At 33.4% G+C, this 21237-nt stretch carries 16 protein-coding genes; 12 read left to right on the forward strand and 4 right to left on the reverse strand.

Annotated elements, in window-relative coordinates; genetic code table 11:
- Positions 1 to 199: 199 nt before the first annotated feature.
- From AW729_RS08045 to hacA, 3 genes are read right to left on the reverse strand one after another with little or no spacing between them, the layout of a single operon-like run.
- Positions 200 to 1174: an isocitrate/isopropylmalate family dehydrogenase gene (locus tag AW729_RS08045; RefSeq protein ID WP_112124625.1), complete on the reverse strand. Its 975-nt coding sequence runs from the start codon at positions 1172 to 1174 to the stop codon at positions 200 to 202.
- A gap of 12 nt (positions 1175 to 1186) precedes the next feature.
- A complete protein-coding gene (locus tag AW729_RS08050) occupies positions 1187 to 1690 on the reverse strand; it encodes a 3-isopropylmalate dehydratase small subunit (RefSeq protein WP_112124626.1) in 504 nt (167 codons plus the stop codon).
- Between the two features lie 15 nt (positions 1691 to 1705).
- A complete protein-coding gene (gene hacA, locus AW729_RS08055) occupies positions 1706 to 2962 on the reverse strand; it encodes a homoaconitase large subunit (RefSeq protein WP_112124627.1) in 1257 nt (418 codons plus the stop codon).
- 407 nt (positions 2963 to 3369) lie between these two features.
- Between hacA and AW729_RS08060 the strand changes: the two genes are divergently transcribed.
- The 9 genes from AW729_RS08060 (at position 3370) to AW729_RS08100 (ending at position 15692) form a co-directional block, all read left to right on the forward strand.
- Positions 3370 to 3987 (forward strand): DUF2112 family protein, encoded by a 618-nt coding sequence (locus AW729_RS08060; RefSeq protein WP_112124628.1) that lies wholly within the window; start codon positions 3370 to 3372, stop codon positions 3985 to 3987.
- 474 nt (positions 3988 to 4461) lie between these two features.
- Positions 4462 to 6846, forward strand: a complete 2385-nt coding sequence (locus tag AW729_RS08065) for an OB-fold nucleic acid binding domain-containing protein (RefSeq protein ID WP_112124629.1) — start codon at positions 4462 to 4464, stop codon at positions 6844 to 6846.
- 31 nt (positions 6847 to 6877) lie between these two features.
- A complete protein-coding gene (radA, locus tag AW729_RS08070; RefSeq protein WP_112124630.1) occupies positions 6878 to 7813 on the forward strand; it encodes a DNA repair and recombination protein RadA in 936 nt (311 codons plus the stop codon).
- A gap of 43 nt (positions 7814 to 7856) precedes the next feature.
- Positions 7857 to 8111 carry a DUF3781 domain-containing protein gene (locus AW729_RS08075; RefSeq protein ID WP_112124631.1) on the forward strand — a complete coding sequence of 85 codons (255 nt, stop codon included), beginning with the start codon at positions 7857 to 7859 and terminating at the stop codon, positions 8109 to 8111.
- A gap of 161 nt (positions 8112 to 8272) precedes the next feature.
- On the forward strand, positions 8273 to 9172 hold the full coding sequence (locus AW729_RS08080) for an AEC family transporter (protein WP_112124632.1): 900 nt from the start codon (positions 8273 to 8275) through the stop codon (positions 9170 to 9172).
- Positions 9173 to 9190: 18 nt separating this feature from the next.
- Positions 9191 to 10093 (forward strand): AEC family transporter, encoded by a 903-nt coding sequence (locus AW729_RS08085; RefSeq protein ID WP_112124633.1) that lies wholly within the window; start codon positions 9191 to 9193, stop codon positions 10091 to 10093.
- A gap of 134 nt (positions 10094 to 10227) precedes the next feature.
- Positions 10228 to 12936: a hypothetical protein gene (locus AW729_RS08090; protein WP_112124634.1), complete on the forward strand. Its 2709-nt coding sequence runs from the start codon at positions 10228 to 10230 to the stop codon at positions 12934 to 12936.
- 228 nt (positions 12937 to 13164) lie between these two features.
- Entirely contained in the window at positions 13165 to 15093 is a 1929-nt protein-coding gene (locus tag AW729_RS08095) for a CoB--CoM heterodisulfide reductase iron-sulfur subunit A family protein (protein WP_112125264.1), read from the forward strand.
- A 257-nt stretch (positions 15094 to 15350) separates the two neighbouring features.
- Positions 15351 to 15692, forward strand: coding sequence for a transposase (locus tag AW729_RS08100; RefSeq protein WP_162685859.1), 342 nt, complete (start codon positions 15351 to 15353; stop codon positions 15690 to 15692).
- Positions 15693 to 16228: 536 nt separating this feature from the next.
- On the opposite strand, the gene AW729_RS08105 is transcribed toward AW729_RS08100, so the two are convergent.
- Positions 16229 to 17410, reverse strand: a complete 1182-nt coding sequence (locus tag AW729_RS08105; protein WP_112124636.1) for an ATP-binding protein — start codon at positions 17408 to 17410, stop codon at positions 16229 to 16231.
- 968 nt (positions 17411 to 18378) lie between these two features.
- On the opposite strand from AW729_RS08105, the gene AW729_RS08110 reads away from it, so the two are divergent.
- From AW729_RS08110 to AW729_RS08120, 3 genes are all read left to right on the forward strand, one after another.
- Positions 18379 to 19491, forward strand: a complete 1113-nt coding sequence (locus AW729_RS08110) for an RNA-guided endonuclease TnpB family protein (protein ID WP_112124637.1) — start codon at positions 18379 to 18381, stop codon at positions 19489 to 19491.
- A gap of 384 nt (positions 19492 to 19875) precedes the next feature.
- The gene (locus AW729_RS08115) at positions 19876 to 20154 is read left to right on the forward strand and encodes a hypothetical protein (protein ID WP_112124638.1); all 279 of its coding nucleotides are present in this window, start codon (positions 19876 to 19878) and stop codon (positions 20152 to 20154) included.
- Positions 20102 to 20548, forward strand: a complete 447-nt coding sequence (locus AW729_RS08120; protein WP_257791378.1) for a type II toxin-antitoxin system VapC family toxin — start codon at positions 20102 to 20104, stop codon at positions 20546 to 20548. Before AW729_RS08115 ends, AW729_RS08120 begins: the two co-directional genes overlap by 53 nt.
- The last annotated feature ends 689 nt before the right edge of the window (positions 20549 to 21237 follow it).

The following is a 21237-nucleotide window of genomic DNA, read 5'->3' on the forward strand; positions in this document are numbered from 1 at the left end:
TACTGTTTATACTAGGTATAATACAAATGCTGATACTGAACTGACTATCATAATAAATATAATGAATAATGCTGCTGCTTTTGCTGTTTCCATTTTATCTCTCCGTATACTTAATAATTAATTTTTTTCATGGTATCATAAAGAATATTTCTTTGGAGGTAAATCTTCTTTAATATATTATATTGATGTTTTCCTATTATTATAATTTGCTTGCAATATACTCTGCCATTTCATAAGTTGAAGCATTACCACCTAAGTCAGGTGTTACAACTTTGGCCTCTTGAATCACATCAATAAGTACTTCTTCAACACGTCTTGCTTGTTCGCTTTCACCTAGGTAGTCAAGCATCATACAGGCAGATAATATCGTGGCTGCAGGATTTGCTATTAGTTTACCTGCAATATCAGGTGCAGAACCATGTACGGGTTCAAACAATCCATTATTGTCACCGATATTTGCTGATGGAATCATACCTAATCCACCCACGAGACCTGCTCCCTCATCGGATAATATGTCACCGTAAAGGTTTGATGTAACGATTACTTCAAAGTCCAATGGATTTGTAATAAGATACATTGCAGTTGCATCCACATAGAAGTCATTGCTTTCAATGTCCGGATAGTTTTCTGCTACTTCGTAGAATGTCTTCTTGAATAGTCCATCGGATATTTTAAGTACGTTGGCCTTATGTACGGCCGTAACTTTTGATCTGTTTGTATCCACAGCATACTTGAATGCATAGTCACAGATTTTCTCGGATGCCTTTTTGGTCACTTTCTTACGTGCAATTGCACCTTCAGGTGTTTTTTCTTCATCACCGATATATAAATCTTCGGTGTTTTCTCTTACAATCATAAAGTCAATGTTTCCATACTTTTCTGGTTGTACTGATTTAACAGGTCGTAAATTAACGAATGTTTCCAGTTCATGTCTTAAACGGACAATTACATCAGCCGCTGTTTCACCGGCTGCACCAAAGAGTACTGCATCGGCATCCTTTGCTATCTGGATTGTTTCATCCGGAAGGGCTTCTCCACAATTTTCTTTACATTCATCCCCAGCTACCGCATGGGTATAGTTAAATTCTATAGGTAGCTTGTCGAGTACCTTGAGTGTAGCTTCCACTACTTCTTTACCTATTCCATCTCCTGGAATTACTGCTATATTATACATGTAGTTTACACCTTATTCTTTGAATTCTGTGTTGTTTAAGTAATCGATTAGTCCACCGTTTTCAAGTATTTCAAACATGAATGGCGGTAATTTTGTTGTTTTATATTCTTTGTCTTTGGACATGTTTTTCATACTTCCCTCTTCCAGGTTAAGTTTGACTATGTCCTCTTCATCTATTTCATCAGGTCCATTTGGTGCTTCAACCAATGGTAAACCTATGTTTGTAGCATTTCTATAGAATATGCGTGCAAATGATTTGGCAACTACTGCCTGAATGCCCGCTGCTTTGATTGCTATAGGGGCGTGTTCACGGCTTGATCCACAACCGAAGTTGGAACCTGCTACCAGTACATCACCCTCCCTGATTTTGTCCTTGTAGTGAAGGTCGTATCCTTCCATTACGTGTTTGCCCAGATCTTCGGCTTTGCTTAGCGTCAGGTATCTTCCAGGTAGTATGCTGTCTGTATCTATGTCGTCACCGAGTTTAAGTGCTCTTCCTTCAATAATTTTTTGCATAATTACACATCTCCTTTATCTATTTCTTGGTGCAGTTATGTGACCGGTCAGTGCACTTTCTGCTGCTACTATTGGGGAACTTAGGTATACTTTACCCTCTGGGCTTCCCTGTCTTCCTTTGAAGTTACGGTTTGATGTGGATAGGCTTACTTCTCCATCACCTATAAGGCCGATATGTCCACCAAGACATGGACCACAACATGGGTTACATACCAATGCTCCGGCATCAACGAAGATGTCCATAAGTCCTTCATCCAGTGCCTGTTTATAGATGGTTCTGGATGATGGTATGACAAGTGCTCTAACGCCTTTTTTAATCTTGTTTCCTTTAAGTATGCGTGCTGCCTGTTCTAGGTCCTTAAGTCTTCCATTGGTACATGAACCAATAAATACCTGGTCAATTTCCACGTCTTCGCATTCTGATGCAGGTTTTACATTATCCACATAGTTAGGACATGCTACCTGTGGTTCCAGTTGGCTTACATCAATATCCATTACCTCAAGGCTTGCTGCATCACTGTCTGTTGTAAACTTCGTGTATGGCTTGTTTGTCCTGTTTTTAAGGTATTCATCGGTTACCTTGTCAGGCTCTACAAGTCCTGTTTTACCGCCCATCTCTATTGCCATGTTACTCATGACAAGCCTATCGGACATGTCCATGTTTTGCACGGTTTCACCGGCATATTCACATGCCTTGTAGGTAGCACCGTCCTGGCCTACCTGGCCGATGATGTTTAATATTACATCCTTACTTGTAACGTTTTCCGGTAGTTTTCCTGTGATGTTGTACTGTATCGTCTCCGGTACTTTAAACCATAACTGTCCGGTGGCAAATACCATGGCCATATCGGTTGAACCGATACCTGTTGAAAAAGCACCAAGTGCACCATTGGTACATGTATGTGAGTCACTACCTACAATAACTGTTCCTGGTAGGGCATGTCCCTTTTCAGGTACTACCTGATGACATACTCCTTCATATACATCATAGAAGTTTTTAATTCCTTGTTCTTTTACAAATTCTCTCATTATCTGATGATTTTTTGCAGCATCAAGTGAGTCTGCTGGTACCTGATGGTCAAATGGTATGACTATCTTGTCGGGATTCCAGACCTTGTCAGTGTTAATCTGTTCTAGTGACTGTAGGGTCAGTGGACCTGTCAGGTCATGAACCATGGCAACATCGATATCTGCCATGATTATATCTCCGGCTTCAACCTTCTCGTTGCCTGAAGCCTTTGCGAGTATCTTTTCACTCATTGTCATTGACATTTAATTTTTACCTCCAAATTATATTCTAATATAATAATAACAATTAAACATATTCAATACTCTAACTCATTTTCATGAGTAAAGTATGATTTTTAATATGATGAATTTTTCATAAATTCACTTTATATATATTTATATTTAACTAAGTTAATATTTTTAGTGGTGGATATATTTTTTTCAACTTCTTAATTTGGAATACTTATGAAGTTGAGGTCAACATTTAAAATTTAAACATTATAGTATGAATACATTCTTATTGTCCGATGCCATAAGTTTTAATATAATGGATTATTAATAGGATTATGATAAAATATAATATTAACTGTAAAATATATACCACTTATTAAAAAAAATAGTCCTATCACATGATGAATTATAAGTCACGATATATTGTTGGATGAATTTCTATGAAAGTAGCTTTAATACCGGAGGGCGGCGTGTTAATTACAAACCTGATTTTTAAAAATGGACACACTCCCCTACAAATGTATGAAATGACACCTGAAAAGGCAAGAAAAAAAGATCCATATGATGAGGAGTTAATAGATTATGACTCACCGTTGTATAATTTAACTGGTAGATTAGTACAGGCAGGAAATAAATATGTCTCCAATGAGGTGCCGTCGGCCATTAAAGGAAGACTTTCATTGGCAGAGCATATCCTTCGGGAAGCAGAAGCAGTAATAGTATTGGGAAGAGCACCTAAAAATAGGACACGAATGTATGATAGATTAAACAGTACAATACTACTTTATGGTGGAGTCGGTAGAGGTAACTTTCCCAAATACCTTCTATATCTTCTTAGAAAAAAGAATGTTCCACGATTGGAGATGGCATATCCGACCAATCGTGATGAATTAATAAAACTGTTTGAAAGGACAAATACATTCCTCCAAAATCTTGAAAATTATCCTAATGATTACGTGTCTAATACGGATAATCTAACTACAGATGCGGTGCCCTATAAAAAAAGGATTTCAGTTAATGAGTTTGAGAGTATAGTAAAGGAAAATAATGTGAATTAACTGTTATATATATAGGGGTTTTAAATTAGGGGTATTAACCACCATCATTTTTAAATCTTTATTTTTCATTGACTGTTTTGTCATAGATTTGTTAATCCAAAAGAATATGTATTACATAAAATATATTTATTATTATATTATATTGTTTAGTATAATAGTTGTATAATTAAAAATTATAATAAAATAAAATATATATGCTATAAATTATAAATTATTTAAACATATATAACGTGAAAGTTATATTATATAATACTTATCATGAGCTAACATAAAGGTATTTATATTAAAGTTACAAAAAGTTAAACATAAAAATTTACATATATTATATATAATGATTATAATAATTTTTCACATGAGACAATAAATGTTTCATTTACTAAAATATAACTCATAACTTTTTTACACAAATCACGATTATTAAATAATTTAATAATAAAACCCGAAAGTCGAACGCAAACATTAAGGAGGGATAAAATGAATCCTGACGATGAAAAATACTTCAAAGAACGATATCAAGAAATCAAAGATAAAGTTGAATATAAGGAGTTCTTGCAAAGTATTGATGAAATAATAGAAGAAAATGAAGAAGATCCATTCATTACATTGGATCAGGTAGTCTCCATGGCAATAGAAAAATATGCCGGAAGACAAAACATACAACAGACACATACAAACCAAGTACAAAACATCTCCTCACTCATAGAGGGAAACGGCAACATCAGTATACAGGGAAGATTGCTTGCAATATCAAACATAAAAACATTCACAACCAAAAAAGGACGTGAAGGAAAAGTGGCAAATCTAACCGTAGAAGATGCAACCGGTAAAATAAGAGTAGTAATGTGGACAGACAATATGAAATACATGAATCGTATTGAAGAAGGAAACATTATAAAAGTCACAAACCTCGAGGTAAGAAAAGGATATACAGGGGACTTGGAAGTACAGATGAGGCCAAACTCCGCAATACAGGTAATGCCCGAAGAGGTAGCACCTGACTTACCTGCATATGAGGAAAAAATCACAAACCTTGAGGACATAACCGAAGATGGTGAATATAACGTTATCGTAAGAATAACCAAGATATCAACACTCAGGGAAATACAGAAGGATGATAAAACATTACAGATAATAACATTGGACATCATGGATAAGACCGGTTCAATGGAGTTTACCCTATGGAACAATGATACAAAACTGGTTGAAACACTTGAACTTAAGGAAAACGATACCATCAAAATCATTAAGGCAAGGGCAAACACCCGATATGAACAGGTATCATTATCCAATAGCTGGAACGGTAGAATAGTAAAAGGAGACTATGACCTGCCGGAATTCAAACAGGAAATACTCAAACTGGACCAGGCAAAATCCGAACAGGAAAATGTATGCGTCATAGGAGTAATAACAAAAGTATATGACACAATAACATTTGAAAAAAGTGACGGATCAACAGGTCAGGTAAGAAGTATAGAAATAACCGATGATACCGATTCAATAAGGGTAACACTCTGGAATAAGGAAACAGAAATACTCATGAACAAAGGCGACATCATAAAGATAGAGGGAGCAAACGTTGAATTTGACGACTACTCAGGTGACAGACACAGACTAAACACCGGATGGAATGCCGCCATAGTCATCAATCCTGAAATCGACGATGAGTTACGTCAAAAACTATCTGATGTATCAAATGTAGGCATCGTAAAAATAAGTGATGTTCTTGACATCAATCAGGATGAGGGAAGAGAAGTTGACGTTCTCGGAAGAATACTTGCAATAGCAGATATAAGACAATTCCAAAGAGTCGATGGAACTGACGGTAAGGTAAGAAGCATTGACCTGGCCGATGAGACAGGAGTAGTCAGAACATCCCTATGGGATGAAAAATCAGAAATAACCCAAAAACTGGGAGATGCAATTAAAATCGAGAATGCACGTACAAGACTTGGACAAAATACCATGGAGTTAAGTGTAGGCAGATCATCACGAATAGCTGTTCCATCAGATGAGGAAATAGAAAATCTTCCATCTTATGAACAACTGGAGATGGACAGATACAATGACCGGACAATCAGTCAGCTGGAGGAAAACGAGCAGAACGTGAAACTTCGTGTAAGGGTGACAAACATCAATGAAGTAAACACATTTACCCGAACTGATGGCCGGGACGGAAGAGTAAGGTCAGTAAACGTTGCAGATGAAACTGGTGAAATACAGGTATCCCTATGGGATGATGACACGGACATATCCTTCGTGGAGGGATCCGCCCTAATCATAGAAAATCCATCAATAACATCACAACAGAATCATCTAAGACTATCCATCACAAACAGTTCAACAATCAGAAAGGCAAGACAGGATGAAGCAGAGGCAATGCTTTCCATGAGGGAAATTGAAGCCAAGTTGTTTGTTGAAAAATACATTGAGGATATTGAAGAAGAGGATGCTCATATAAAAGTCAAAGCAACAATCGAGCAGATTAATGGTGACAAGATACTATATGCAATGTGTCCAAACTGTAACAAACGAATAACACAAAGTGAGGAAGGATACATTTGTGACATATGCGGTGAGAAAATAGAAAATCCTGACTATCTGATGATAATCTCATGCGTACTTCAGGATGAAACCGGAACGGTATCTGCAACATTCTTCAGAAAACAGGCTGAAGACTTGATAGGTGCAAGTACTCAGGATGTAATTGAGATATTTGAACAAACAGGTGATGAAACTTCAATGGCCTCCAGAATTGAAGATCTGATTGGTCATGAAGTAACAATAATAGCCGATTCAACATACAATGAATATGAAGAAGACATCAGATTAAACGTAAGAAAAACAATAATAGTAACATAAAATTTAAAACAAATAATAATGGAGAGATAATATGGCAGAATTAGAAGATTTACCTAGTGTAGGAGAAAAAACAGCACAAAAATTAAGAGATGCAGGTTTCGGAGACATGATGAGATTGGCTACTGCCACACCTAAAGAGCTCAGTGTAAAGGTTGAAATAGGTGAAGGGGTAGCAGCTAAAGTAATTGAAGCAGCAAGAAAAGCAGAAAAAATAGACTTTGAAACAGCATTTGAGGTAATGGAAAGACGTGAAGATGTTGGAAGAATTACCACAGGAGCTAAAGGATTGGATGAACTTATTGGTGGTGGAGTGGAAACACAGTCAATCACTGAAGTTTATGGTGAGTTCGGTTCAGGTAAAAGTCAGATATCTCATGAATTAGCCGTAACCACACAACTTCCTGTAGAAGAGGGTGGACTTGATGGGGATGTAGTATTCATCGATACAGAAAACACATTCAGGCCGGAAAGAATACAACAAATAGCAGAAGGATTTGGATTAAATGTTGAAGAGGTACTTAGAAGAATCCATGTGGCCCGGGCTTTCAACAGCAGTCATCAAATGCTGATGGCAGATAAGATTAACGAATTAATTCAGAGGGATATACCGGTTAAGCTTATAGTGGTTGATTCACTGATGGCTCACTTCAGGGCAGAATACGTTGGCCGTGAATCACTTGCAACACGTCAGCAGAAACTTAACCAACACCTGCACACTCTACAGACAATAGCCAACACATATAACGTTGCAGTACTCATAACCAACCAGGTACAGTCAAAACCTGATGCATTCTTCGGAACGCCTACCAAGGCAGTTGGTGGTCACGTTTTAGGTCACGCATCAACATACAGGATATTGCTTAAGAAGGGATTGTCCGGTAAAAGAATTGCACGATTAGTAGACAGTCCTCATCTTCCTGAAGGAGAAGCAGTATTTAAAGTAACCACCGAAGGATTAATAGATTAATTTTTATTAATCATTTTTTCAATTCTTTTTTCAAGTGATTTTAATGAATTCTGATATAATAAATACTTTATTTTCAAATATTGACAAAATTCACACAACACAAATGGGCATTGGCCGCATTAAAAGAAACCTGAAGCTTGACTTGGATGATGGGGATGTTGTGGATTATTGTATAAAGAGAATTAGTGAATATGATGAGGTAGTATTAAAGGGTAAAAATTATTATATTCACGTGGATGACATGATTTTTACGGTTAACAAGAACTCATTTACAATAATAACCGCCCATCTCAAATAACGTTATTTTTTTCAATATAATTTAATCTTATAACTTTTATTACAACCATTTTTAACAATATCCTGGAATACCTGCCTATTTCAATAACAAATTCGTTGTCCTAAATATTAATTAAACTAGAAATAGATAAATAATAGCAACAAATAAAAAGATAGATTACTATGACAGCTTCATTTGAAATCATATTGGTACCTACAATAATGATAATGGTAGGATTATTTTTAAAACATTTTAATTTCCTAGATTCAAGTGATAGCCAAGTATTAAATAAGATTGTTGTAAACATCGCACTGCCCTGTCTTATATTTATCAACCTGTCTAAAGCTACCATCAACCCCGATGTCATGGTCCTACCGGTAACTGCAATATTCTTAGTATTCACGACGGCAGTGATGGCATATATCTATTCCAGATTCAGAAACTATTCCAAAAGCACCACATGGACGATAATTCTGGCTTCATCCATGATGAACACTGCATTTATAGGCTACCCTGTAATAATGGGAGTGCTTGGAAATGAGGGTTTCATATCATCAATATTTTATGACATGGCAATGGCATTGATGTTTGTATTATATGCAATGATACTTGTAGGAGTATTTGGTGGAAACAAACGACAGGTAATCCGTGACGGATTAACATTCATGCCATTATGGGCAGTGCTGTTTGCATTGATATTCAATTTCTTTAACATTGAATTGGGCTATGTATTGGAAACATCACTCGGGTATCTGTCTCAAGCTACCATACCACTTATCATGTTGTCATTGGGGTTAACGTTGGACTTGAATTCAGTAAAGTCCAACATATCCGATACGGCATTCATATTGTTCACAAGACTATTGTTTGCACCAATTTTAATATTGATAATTTATAAAGCATTGGATATCCAATCATTAGTATATCATGTTGCAGTCCTTGACTCAGCCATGCCCATTGCAATGAATTGTCTGGTATTGTCTATCAACTATGATTTGGATAACGAACTGATGGCCAGTGCCATATTTTTATCAACAATACTCTGTGTTGTAACATTAACATTATTCATAACATTTATGTAAAATAGGGAGGTTTAAAAATTGCCAAGTTCATTGGAAGTAATACTTGTCCCCACTTTTATGATCATTGTAGGGTTAATGCTTAAGCGATTGTCAATTCTTGAATCATCAGACAGTAAACTTTTAACCAAGATTGTATTGAACATATCCCTTCCGGCATTGATATTTGTCAACCTTTCAAAAGCTGACATAACAGGGGACATGCTTATCTTACCTGTAATGGGATTGCTTTTAAGTTTCATGTTGCTATGTACGGCATATTTCTATAGCAGATTCAGGAATTATTCAAAGAAGACCACCTGGACTATCATGATTGCATCCTCCATGATGAACACGGGATTTATCGGATTTCCCGTATCATTGGGTGTTTTTGGCAATGCCGGATTTTTGCACGCAATTTTCTATGATCTGTCTACAACGATACTCTTTATTGTATATGGGATGATTCTGGTTAAGGAGTTTGGCGGAGATAGACAGGATATATTAAGGCAGTCGGTTAAGTTTGTACCATTATGGGCAGTAATATTTGCATTGATATTCAATGTATTTAACATTCCAATATTTGACTTGGCAGGAAGCATACTTGATTATTTTGCCGATTCAACCATTCCCCTTATCATGCTGTCATTGGGTTTAACCATTGACTTCAATGCAATTGGCCGCAGCATCGGTGATTCACTGTTTGTATCGTTTGTCAAGTTGGTCTTATCGCCTTGTATTATCTTCGTAATCTTATCTTTATTGCATATAGGAGGCATGACGTTCAATGTTGCAATTCTCGAGGCTGGAATGTCTACTGCCATGAATGCACTGGTACTGGCCATTACTTATGACTTGGATGTTAAGCTTATGAGCAGTCTCATATTCACAAATGTCATTTTAAGCCTGTTTACATTGACGGCCATCATATCTTTTTTACTCTAATTTTTTTTTAAAAAAAATTATTAATATTACTTTTTTCATAAATAACACTTAATTTAATTTGCATCTATTAAACATAATCTTAATTATCCAGGGAGGTTTTTATTATTATTTCAAGAAATAAACTATCAGTAACATTGTTTGTAATTATTCTATTCTTATTTGCAGGTAGTGTTGCCGCCACAGAATCACAAAACAATGTAACTGCCGGTGATAATGCCGTAAAGTTGGATGTTGAGGATAATTCAATCATAACTGCAAAAAACAGTGTGGATATCAGTCATTCAAATATTGAATCTATTGATAAATCATCAAAGAATATCAAAAGTGCAGGTTATTCGGTAAACAATTATGAGGACATGTATAATTTAATAGCATCCAATATATCTCAGAAATCCATTGAAATAAACCTTAAGGGAAGCAGTAAATATGCACTGACAAAGCCGATAGTATTTAATAATAGTATCTATGCAAGCAGTATAACAATCAACGGTAATGGACACACGCTTGATGCAAAAAACAAGAACATATTCATGAACATATCCTATGCAAAGACAGTAACAATCAACAACTTAACCATTATCAACACTAACTATAAGAAGTCATCAACCTTTTCAAACAATGGTACGTTGACATTAAACAACTGCAACTTCACGGACAACTCCATTAAGGAGGGTGGATTGATATTCAACAGGGCCACCTTATACATGGATAATTGCCGTATAAGAAATAGCATTGATGATTTGGAGGAGTTTATAATCTCATATCCTAACGCTAAGGGTACAATCATAAACTATGGTGCTGCATATATCACAAACTCAAACATATCCAACATAGCATCAAGCAGTGCGTCATTTGTCGATAACTATGCATATCTATACTTGAAATCCAATTATTTGAATAATTCCGCTTCAGACTTTGGAAGCATAGTATCCCACATATATTCGGTTGCGGTAATGGAGGATAACATCTTCTCCAATTGTACGTCAACCTATGGCGGTGTTATATCAAATCATGCGGTTATAACGGTCAAAAATAACAAATTCTACTCAAACAGAGCATCCGTCGGAGGGGTATTGTATAATAATGGTAATGTAACATTTACATCCAATCTTTTAAGGGATAATGAGGCATCTCTTGCTGCCTGCATATATAATGAAGCATTTGCCGATAAGAATACGGGTGATGTTTACGGATTCATTAACTGTACTAAAAACACATTTACCTCCAACAAAGCCAGTATTGGTGCGGTACTGTCAAATTATGCAAGTGTCAACTTTGAGGATAATACGGTAAACGCTAACCTTGCAAGTGATGAGGCCTTCTTTGAAAACGATGGAAAAAGTGGGGGAACTGCCATTATAGATAACAATGCCTGGATGAATATACGTAACAATAAATTTAACTCAAATATTGCAAAAAGCTGTGCCGTGTTGTATAACAGGGGTAATGTGTCATTTGTAAAAAACAATCTGACAAGCAACCGTGTTTTGGATAATGATTCATTTGTCATAGAAAACAGTGGCCGGATAAATATCACGAATTCCTACTTCAACAACAATACCGACAACCTCAGGGACATGTTGATATATAGCAGTAATAAAAATTACAATATATCCGGAAACACCTACCTTAACAACAGGTTAAACAATAGCATAAAGACCTCCATTGTAAATAATACAATAAGGGTTCAAGTAAAATTAAGGGACATCTATAACTCAACAGTATACAATGGATCTGTTGTATTATATTCAAATGGTCGCCTGAATAATAATGCTAGTCTAACTAATGGTGTGGCAAATGTGGACGTACTTACAAAAAATGTCTATAAAACAAACAACAACATGACGCTAAATTATGTGTCCTTGGATAAACACTATCTCAACACGACAACCAACTTCAAATATAACTCCAACTTCACCTCTTATGTAACAGTAAACAATATAAATGACGTTACTGCCGGATGCATACTCACAGTCACTGCAAACATCCTTGATAAGAACGGCAAACCGATTAATGAGGGACATGTCATATTTAAGTATAACGGATTAACCATCAGGGATAACAGTTCCCAAACAGTAAAGGTGGATGTTAAAAATGGTAAAGTAACGTATAAGTATGCTATAGCAAACAATACCAAAACATCTAATGCAACGATGGAAGTGGTATATACGGGAACTGCCCGATATGAGGAGTCCCGAATGATGAAAGACTTCAAGGTGATAAACAAGGCAACAATAGTAGTTACTACCAATCAGACAACCGTTAAGATGGATGAAAAGATAAAGTTTATAGCAACAGTCAAATGGGACTCTAAGGTGGTCACTAAAGGATTTGTAATATTTAAGATAAATGGTGTCACGGTAAAGGATGCTAAAAACAATACTGTCAAGGCATATCTTAAAAATGGTGTTGCCAGCTATGACTTTACAATACCTGACGGCTGGAGTGCAAAGCCAAATAAGCTGACGGCTGTATACTCTGAACTGACATATACCCGACTTGAGAATAAGACGTACTTTTCACTTAATAAAACGCAGTCACATTTCAACCTGACAAACATAACCGGTAGACAAAACAAGACAGTTACTATTAAGGGTGGACTGCTTGATGAATATGATCATAGTGTATGTGGAACGTCGACGGCGATTATTAAAATCGATGGAGTAAGCTACTTAAATGATAATGGAAAGGTCAAGGTTTACGCTATTGTAAATGGTACTGTAAATATAAATTTCAGAGTACCTGTTGATTTGAAAAAGGGCAATCATACAATTGAAGTGGTTACAGGTACAAGAAATGCATATATCGGTACGAGGACTAAAATAATCCTCACAGTACAATAATACTTTATTTTTTTTTATAGGTAATATTTGATAATATACGAACATTATAATTCGTTTTTATTCGAACAATAATAAACTTTATATATGATAATCTATTAACCTTACATTATAGGATATAATTGTTAAATTTTTAACTAATTAACAACAAATTTTTAAACTTAAAATATTAAAAGATAATAATCTTTGTTAAATAGGTGATTTAACTTGGCAGAAAATGAAGAAATACGTATGGGAGTATACGTTTGTCACTGTGGAGTAAACATCGGTGGAGTAGTAGACTGTGTAGCAGTAAAAGAATACGCAGAAACACTACCTGATGTAGTAGTAGCACGTGAATACAAATACATGTGTTCAGACCCAGGACAAAAACTCATACAAGACGATATTAAAGAATTAAACTTAAACAGAGTAGTAGTAGCAGCATGTAGTCCTCGTTTACACGAACCTACATTCAGAAGAGCTGTAAAAGAAGCAGGATTAAACGAATACTTATTCGACTTCGTAAACTTAAGAGAACAAGACTCATGGGTACACGGAGACGACCCTGCAGGAGCAACCGAAAAAGCTAAAGATTTAGTAAGAATGGGTTGTGCAAAAACAAGATTACTCAACGCATTAACTGCTGAAAAAGTAGGCGTAAAAGACACTGCAATGGTTATCGGTGGTGGAGTAGCAGGTATCCAAACAGCACTCGACCTCGGTGACATGGGATTCAAAACCTACCTCATCGAAAGAAGACCAACCATCAGTGGAAGAATGGGACAATTAGACAAAACATTCCCAACACTCGACTGTTCAATGTGTATTCTAGCACCTAAAATGGTAGACGCAGGAAAACACGAAAACATCGAATTACTTTCCTACTCAGAAGTAAAAGATGTAGACGGATACATCGGTAACTTCACAGTAACAGTAGAGAAAAAAGCAAGATACGTTGATGAAGCTACCTGTACCGGTTGTGGATTATGTCAAGAAGCTTGTCCAATCGAAATACCAAACTACTTCGACGAAGGAACAGGTATGGTAAAAGCAGCTTACATTCCATTCCCACAAGCAGTACCTCTTGTAGCAACAATCGATAAAGACTACTGTATTAACTGTCACTTATGTGACAAAGCTTGTGAAAAAGGTTGTATTAACCACGACCAAGAACCAGAACTCGTGGAAATCGAAGTTGGTACAATTGTAGTAGCAACAGGTTACGACACATTCGATCCAACAGAAAAAGAAGAATACATCTTCGATCAAGCAGAAAACGTAATTACCGGTTTACAAATTGAAAGATACATAAACGCATCTGGACCAACACAAGGTCACGTAATCCAACCATCATCCGGTGAAACACCTAAAAAAGTTGCATTCATCCAATGTGTAGGTTCCCGTGACGAAAAAGTTGGAAACCCATACTGTTCCAGAGTATGTTGTATGTACGCAATGAAAAACGCACAATTATGTGTAGACCACGAACCAGATACACAAGTAACAATTTACTACATTGATATTCGTGCATTCGGTAAAGGTTACGAAGAATTCTACAGATTATCACAAGAAAAATACGGAATCAAATTTATCAGAGGTAAAGCAGCACAACTTATCGAAAACGAAGATAAGACCATTACAGTACGTGCAGAAGATACCTTACTCGGTAAAGCAACCGCATTTACTTATGACTTAGTAGTATTATCAGTAGGTCTTGTACCTCCTGAAGGACAAGAAACCTTAAGACAAACACTAGGATTATCCAGATCCGCAGACGGATTCTTTATGGAAGCTCACCCTAAACTCAGACCTGTCGACACAATGACCGACGGTATCTACCTAGCAGGTGTAGCACAAGGTCCTAAAGATATTCCTGACACAGTATCACAAGCTTCAGGTGCAGCAGCAAGAGCAGCAATTCCTATGATCCAAGGAGAAGTAGAAATTGAACCTATCATTGCTGAAGTAAATGAAGAAAACTGTGGTGGATGTGAAATCTGTGTTGAATTATGTCCATTCGGAGCTATTTCAATTGAAGATGGTAAATCCACAATCAACGTAGCTTTATGTAAAGGATGTGGAACATGTGTAGCAGCATGTCCAACCGGTGCATTAGACCAAGCACACTTCAAAAACGAACAAATCCTTGCTCAAATCGAAGCAGCTTTAGGAAAATAAGATTCGTAAACAGAACTGATAAGGAGCCTATATCTCCTTATCCTCTTCTTTTAAAATATAACCTCCGATATATAAACTCATATTTTTAATGTGACAATCCCCTTTAATCAATATCTTATTTTAAATATTTAGAACAGTTATTTTTAATAATTCAATGGTATATTTCTATATTTGAGATATTAACCTTAATTTAAGGAATAATCTTTTAACATCTAATTAATAAGAAAAAGAAGCCATGACGATTGAAATGTTTAATGATGAATGTAAAAATATATTGGATTTATGTAACAGTAGTGCTAGATAAAGATACTTTATCCCCTGTATCCATACTCATACACTCTGGAGCATCACACGACATTGTAATATACAAAGAAATATTAAAAGAATTAAAAAGAAGAAGATTATTTACTAAACGAACATTATTATGTCTTGATAGAAGATATTACTCATTAGAAAATTATAAAATAGGAATTAACCGTTATAAAATAGTTCCAATAATAGCCTCAAAATATGATAATACCATCCAAAAAATCAAAGACAATCTTTCATATCCACTCGAAGTATTTAATTCAAATAATAATGAGGACTCAAAAAAATAATATAAAATATTAAAAACAATATCAATAAAACAAATTGAAAATTGGGAAGATTTAAAACCAGTAAGAGGATTAATTGAAGATTTCTTTAAAGTGCCTAAGATGCCTTTGGATTGGGAAAATTCCACAAATATGCAATAAAATCAGTAAAGAAAAGTGTATATTTATGCATATTATTAACAACACTCGGTATACAACAAGGATTTATGACAAAAACAAAATGCAGCAATTATAAGAAGAAAATATAGAAGAAAGATCACCAATTAAACATAAAAGAAAAAATAAAACCGAAGAAACTTATACTAGAACTAATTATTCTGTACTTGAAACAACCAATCAAAAAACATTCTTAGATTACTAAAAAACCAATCAAAAAACATTATTTGATGGTCTTAATTCAAGTACCTATGGTATAAAATTTCGGTAAAAATTATAGTTTAAAAATTTTCATTATGTATTTGAATTATTTCTTCTTTACCATTAAAGCAGTATTACAATCCCTGTCATTAGTTGTTTATAGTGGGATTATGAAGGTAATCTCATATTTCTCTATATGGATATACTTTATTCTCTTCTTTATATTTTTTTAGCCATAACTTGAATATTTCATCATATATGTTATATTCTTTACCATTTTGCTCGATCATCATCATATTTTTAAGTTTAACTAGTGGTTTACTTATAGAACCTGTTGTTACTTTTAATTTTTCAGCTATTTCTTTTCGAATCAATGGTTTTTCTAGTAGTGATGTGATGATTTTTTGTTCTTGTAGAGTTAATCTTGACCAGAGATTGATATTATGTGTAGCCAGTAGTGATACTTTTCGTTTGAATTCATACTTAATATTATTTTCATCTAATCTTTCATTTTGTGGTAAAATGTTTGCAAATATGTTTATATATGCTGGAATTCCTCTTGTACATTTGTAAAATTGTTTTAGACCATTCTCTGTGAATTTAAGTTCAGGAGCTTTTTCTTGCATGTACTTTTTTGTAGTTTCGTATGAAAATGTTCGGATTTCCAAAGTTAACATTCGTCCACCAAATGCCCCTTCATTACCTGCAATCTTTTCTATGAATTCATCTTTTAAACTCATACTACCACTTAAAATATAAGTTACATTCTTATTTTCTTGAATATTACTTCTTAAAAACCATAAAAAACTATCGATATTTTCTAAATTTCTTAATATTTGAAATTCATCAATGAATATTATTATTCCTTTTATTTCTTTAGCATGTTGTCTATAAATATTTTGAGGTAATTTCATTACAAAATTTGCAAATTTTGAGTAATTTTTTTCAGTTGTTATAATGGGGAGGGATATGTATTCATAGTTTGCTATGTCCGCTATGTGAATATCATTCGTTTTTATCATTTTTTTCAATGTTTTATCAATTGTTTTTAAACCTTTTTCTTTGCAGGAATCAATAATTGAATCATATAATACTTGCATGAATGAAATTCTATCTAATCTCTTTTCTTGATATGCATCTGATTTGGAAATATCCATATATATGACTAAGTATTCTTTCATTAATTTATTTTTAATATTTTTCATCAATGCGGTTTTTCCCACTCCTCTAATCCCAGTAAGTAATAATGTTGGGGTTGAATTAGGATTGGCTGTTATTAAACTGGTAATAATATTAATATCCTCTACTCTGTTATAAAATTCACTTTCACTTAATTCAGAATCATTTCCCCATGCTATGTCCATATTATCATCCTTCTTAGTATAATGTGTTCTATGTTTCCCTTACTTTTTATAGTTATTGTTTTTTACAATAATTTTTATAGTTATTGTTTTTTACAATATAACCATATTTTCTTCCATTTACTATTATCCTCTCATTATTAGTTTTTAAGAGATCTAGCTACATATAATAGTTTATTTAAGTTATTATCACATTCCCACCCCCCCCCCCCCCCTTTATATAATTATTTTATTTTGTAATTTATTTACTTTGAGGGGTATAACATTCTTTTATAACTTTATATTAGTTATTCCTTTGAATTTATTGAATTCATTGGATTAAACTAGGTATTTGTTCTTTAAATAATGCCACATAATTATATTAATTAGGTATAATATACATTCTATTAATAATAAAAAAGATATAATGAATTTTCAAGTAATCTTTATAGATAAGTTAATGTAGGCTTTATTTATATTATTTTTTGTTTATTCTGTATTTTAGAATTTTTATCATAAAATACGACTCTTTTTTTGGAGTCTCATCTTTTTTTTATTATTATATGGGATTCTTTTTCATGAAATCTCATATTAAATTATAATATATTAATTGTCGTGATTAATATGAATAAAAATTTCAGTAACATTCGGTCAAGATTAAAAAAAATTGGAAGAAGAGGTATTTATACAATTTAGGGAGGGTAACAAAAATTCATTAGTACCTTATTTAACTTATGATGCTATTAAGATATCCATATGATGGTATGGGAAATATATTAGTTTTTATTGTTTTTTGGGCTCTGTAGAAATCCTATGAAAAAACAATTAAAAGTAATACTTTTATCAAAATATTTATATGCTATTTTAAATAAAATTATTAACTATACCATTAGTAATATTTTATTATATATATTTAATATTTTATTATATATATTTAATATTTTATTATATATATTTAATATTTTATTATTTTTTGTGTGTAGATAGTTGTTATGTATAAGAGTTTTGTTGTTCGTATTTATCCTGATGAAGTTCAGGAGAGTTTTTTTATTAATCAGTTTGGTTGTTGCCGTTTTGTTTTTAACACTTTTCTGGATGCTAAAAAGACTGTATACTCAGATAATGGAGAGTATTTGTCTTTTTATGATTGTTCGACTATGTTGACTGAGTTGAAGAAGTCTAAGACTTGGTTAAAACGAGTTGATTCACAAGCTTTGATTGAATCGTTGAAAAATTTAGAAAATGCTTTTGACAGATTTTTTAAACACCTTAGCAAGTATCCACGCTATAAAAGTAAGTATAATCCGGTACAATCTTATAAAACCAATAATATCAATAACAACATCAGAATTGAGGGTAAACGTATTCGTCTTCCTAAGGTGGGTTGGATTCGATTTCGTACACATCAAAAGATATCCGGCAAAATACAATCTGTCACTGTTAAACAAAAAGCATCCGGTAAGTATTTTGTTTCTATTTTATGTAAAGATGTCACAAGGCATGTTTTTAAGAGTAATGATCGTAGTTGTGGTATAGATTTGGGAATATCACGTTTTGTCACAATAAACACGGGCGAAATAATACATTTCCCACAACAAAACAAGATCATACAATTAGACAAGAAAATACAAAGATTTCAAAGAAAACTATCCAAAAAAGAAATTGGCAGCAAAAACTACAATAAAATCAAAAAGAAGATAGCCTTAGCATATGAAAAAAGACATAACATACTAGACTATCATTTCTATAAGATAGCACAACGATTAACAGAAAAATATCACGTAATCTCTATGGAAACACTAAACATTAAAGGCATGCTAAAAAACAGCAGACTATCACGAAGTATACAAGAAAAATCATGGCACATGTTCACCAGAATACTAGAACAAAAAGCATACGAACACGGACGAAAACTAATACACATAGACCAATGGTACCCATCCAGCAAAACATGCAACAACTGTAAATACCACAAAGAAGACCTAACACTAAACAACCGAACATGGACATGCCCCCATTGTGGTAATAGACATGATAGGGACATTAATGCTGCTAAAAATATACATCAGGAAGGATTAAAAATAATTAATCAAATACAATATTGATTACTATATTTATTTATATGAACCGAGGGTTTCCCGGGGATCGCCTGTACCACTTACTATGCTGCGTTGGCGGCAATTAGGCAGGAATCAAATGACAAATACAATTACTCAATATGAGTGAGAATTGTATATTGATGAAGAAAGGATAATATTGAAATAGAATATATTCCCTCTGTAAAAAATTATATTTGAGTTATTACTCATACTTCACTCAAATCAAGGTTTTCTACAGAGCCGTTTTTTGTTTTCAAGTTGTTATTATCCTATTTTTTTATTGAATTCTTTTTTTATTCTTTTTTTCTTGTATGTATTTTTGTATTTTTTGTTACTTTTTCGGTATATTAATATACTTGTATTATCAATAGTATATATTAGTGATTTAAAATGGCTACTACAATTAGAATTAATGAAGATGTTAAGCAACAATTAAAGATACAGAGTGCTAAATTAGGTGTTAAACAAATTGATTTAGTTAATAGGTATGTTATTGAAGGAATTAAGAGAGACATGCCATGTAATATTAAAAGTATTGAGGATATTGAAAGATTATTGTCACATGATAAACCTGAAGGAAATAATTTAAAATCATTTGTTAATTTAATCGATAATGATGAGTCAATTGATCCTGTTGAAGAGAAAAAATCAGCTTATAGGGGTTATTAAAGTGCTTTTTATCGATAGTTGTTATATTATTGCTTTAATGAATGTTAAAGCTAAAAAACATGACGAATCTTTAAAATTATTGGAGTATATTGATAATGAAAGGACGTTGATAAATTCTACCGTAATTTTGGAAATTTTTAATAATTTGAAGAAGAAACGTTATGAAGCTAAACGTTTGGATATTATCGATTTAATATATTCTATGGATAAAATTCATTATTTGGATGTACTAGAGTATAATAATGCTCTTGATTTGTGTAAATATTATAATTTTAGTGTTAATTATGGTGATTGTACTATAATACAGTCAATGGAAAAATATAATGTTAATAATATAGTTTCATTTGATAATGACTTTGATAAGGTAAAAGGAATTAATAGGGTTTATTTATAATATTTCTCTTATTTTTTTTATTTCAATAGGGGGTCGTGCAACAATTGTTATTTGAGGGTATGTTCTAGGATATACTCCAAGCATAATTCATAGGTCGTAGCTTTACACAAGAATATTATAGACAAATAGAAAAGTATAAACACTTTAAAATTGTCGAAATAAATAAAAATTATGAAGTAACCACAATGATAAACGTGGTATTTGGAAATCCAAGACATTTATGAAGTTTATCTGTTGGATTATGCTAATGTTTTTAGCAAGCAAGGCATTATCTGTTAAGAAAGCGATGTAGCCTAGATGCCTAATGATAATTTACTCATTCAATAGTTGTATGTTATCGGAATTAGTATTGAAATATATCAAGCTGTCAGGGTTAAGAAATGTATTTTTTTTTATTTTAAAATCTGATTTCCAAATTTTTTTCATAGATATATTATTTTTTTTTAATGTTGGGATAATGTTTGAGCTATATTTTTTCTATTAATCCTTCACTTTCCCCCCCCCCCCCCCCCCCCTAAAAATTAGATAATTGTATTGATTTACATGTTCATTGGTTAATCGATGTTTTTCTATTTATTCAGGAGATTTAAATACGCTTTTTATTTGTGTTATTGTTGGGTTAAATTTATTAACTATCTTTGATATAACCAAGTATAGTAGTAAAGATTATGCTAATAATTGTAAATTAT

The sequence above is a fragment of the Methanosphaera sp. BMS genome (genome assembly GCF_003268005.1).
GTDB lineage: Archaea > Methanobacteriota > Methanobacteria > Methanobacteriales > Methanobacteriaceae > Methanosphaera.

Coding starts and splice junctions, on each gene's coding strand:
- AW729_RS08075 (WP_112124631.1), top strand. CDS start 7,857: ATGAATTCTGATATAATAAATACTTTATTTTCAAATATTGACAAAATT.
- AW729_RS08095 (WP_112125264.1), top strand. CDS start 13,165: ATGGGAGTATACGTTTGTCACTGTGGAGTAAACATCGGTGGAGTAGTA.
- radA (WP_112124630.1), top strand. CDS start 6,878: ATGGCAGAATTAGAAGATTTACCTAGTGTAGGAGAAAAAACAGCACAA.
- AW729_RS08045 (WP_112124625.1), bottom strand. CDS start 1,174: ATGTATAATATAGCAGTAATTCCAGGAGATGGAATAGGTAAAGAAGTA.
- AW729_RS08120 (WP_257791378.1), top strand. CDS start 20,102: ATGAGTCAATTGATCCTGTTGAAGAGAAAAAATCAGCTTATAGGGGTT.
- AW729_RS08115 (WP_112124638.1), top strand. CDS start 19,876: ATGGCTACTACAATTAGAATTAATGAAGATGTTAAGCAACAATTAAAG.
- hacA (WP_112124627.1), bottom strand. CDS start 2,962: ATGTCAATGACAATGAGTGAAAAGATACTCGCAAAGGCTTCAGGCAAC.
- AW729_RS08080 (WP_112124632.1), top strand. CDS start 8,273: ATGACAGCTTCATTTGAAATCATATTGGTACCTACAATAATGATAATG.
- AW729_RS08050 (WP_112124626.1), bottom strand. CDS start 1,690: ATGCAAAAAATTATTGAAGGAAGAGCACTTAAACTCGGTGACGACATA.
- AW729_RS08065 (WP_112124629.1), top strand. CDS start 4,462: ATGAATCCTGACGATGAAAAATACTTCAAAGAACGATATCAAGAAATC.
- AW729_RS08100 (WP_162685859.1), top strand. CDS start 15,351: ATGAATGTAAAAATATATTGGATTTATGTAACAGTAGTGCTAGATAAA.
- AW729_RS08110 (WP_112124637.1), top strand. CDS start 18,379: ATGTATAAGAGTTTTGTTGTTCGTATTTATCCTGATGAAGTTCAGGAG.
- AW729_RS08060 (WP_112124628.1), top strand. CDS start 3,370: ATGAAAGTAGCTTTAATACCGGAGGGCGGCGTGTTAATTACAAACCTG.
- AW729_RS08105 (WP_112124636.1), bottom strand. CDS start 17,410: ATGGACATAGCATGGGGAAATGATTCTGAATTAAGTGAAAGTGAATTT.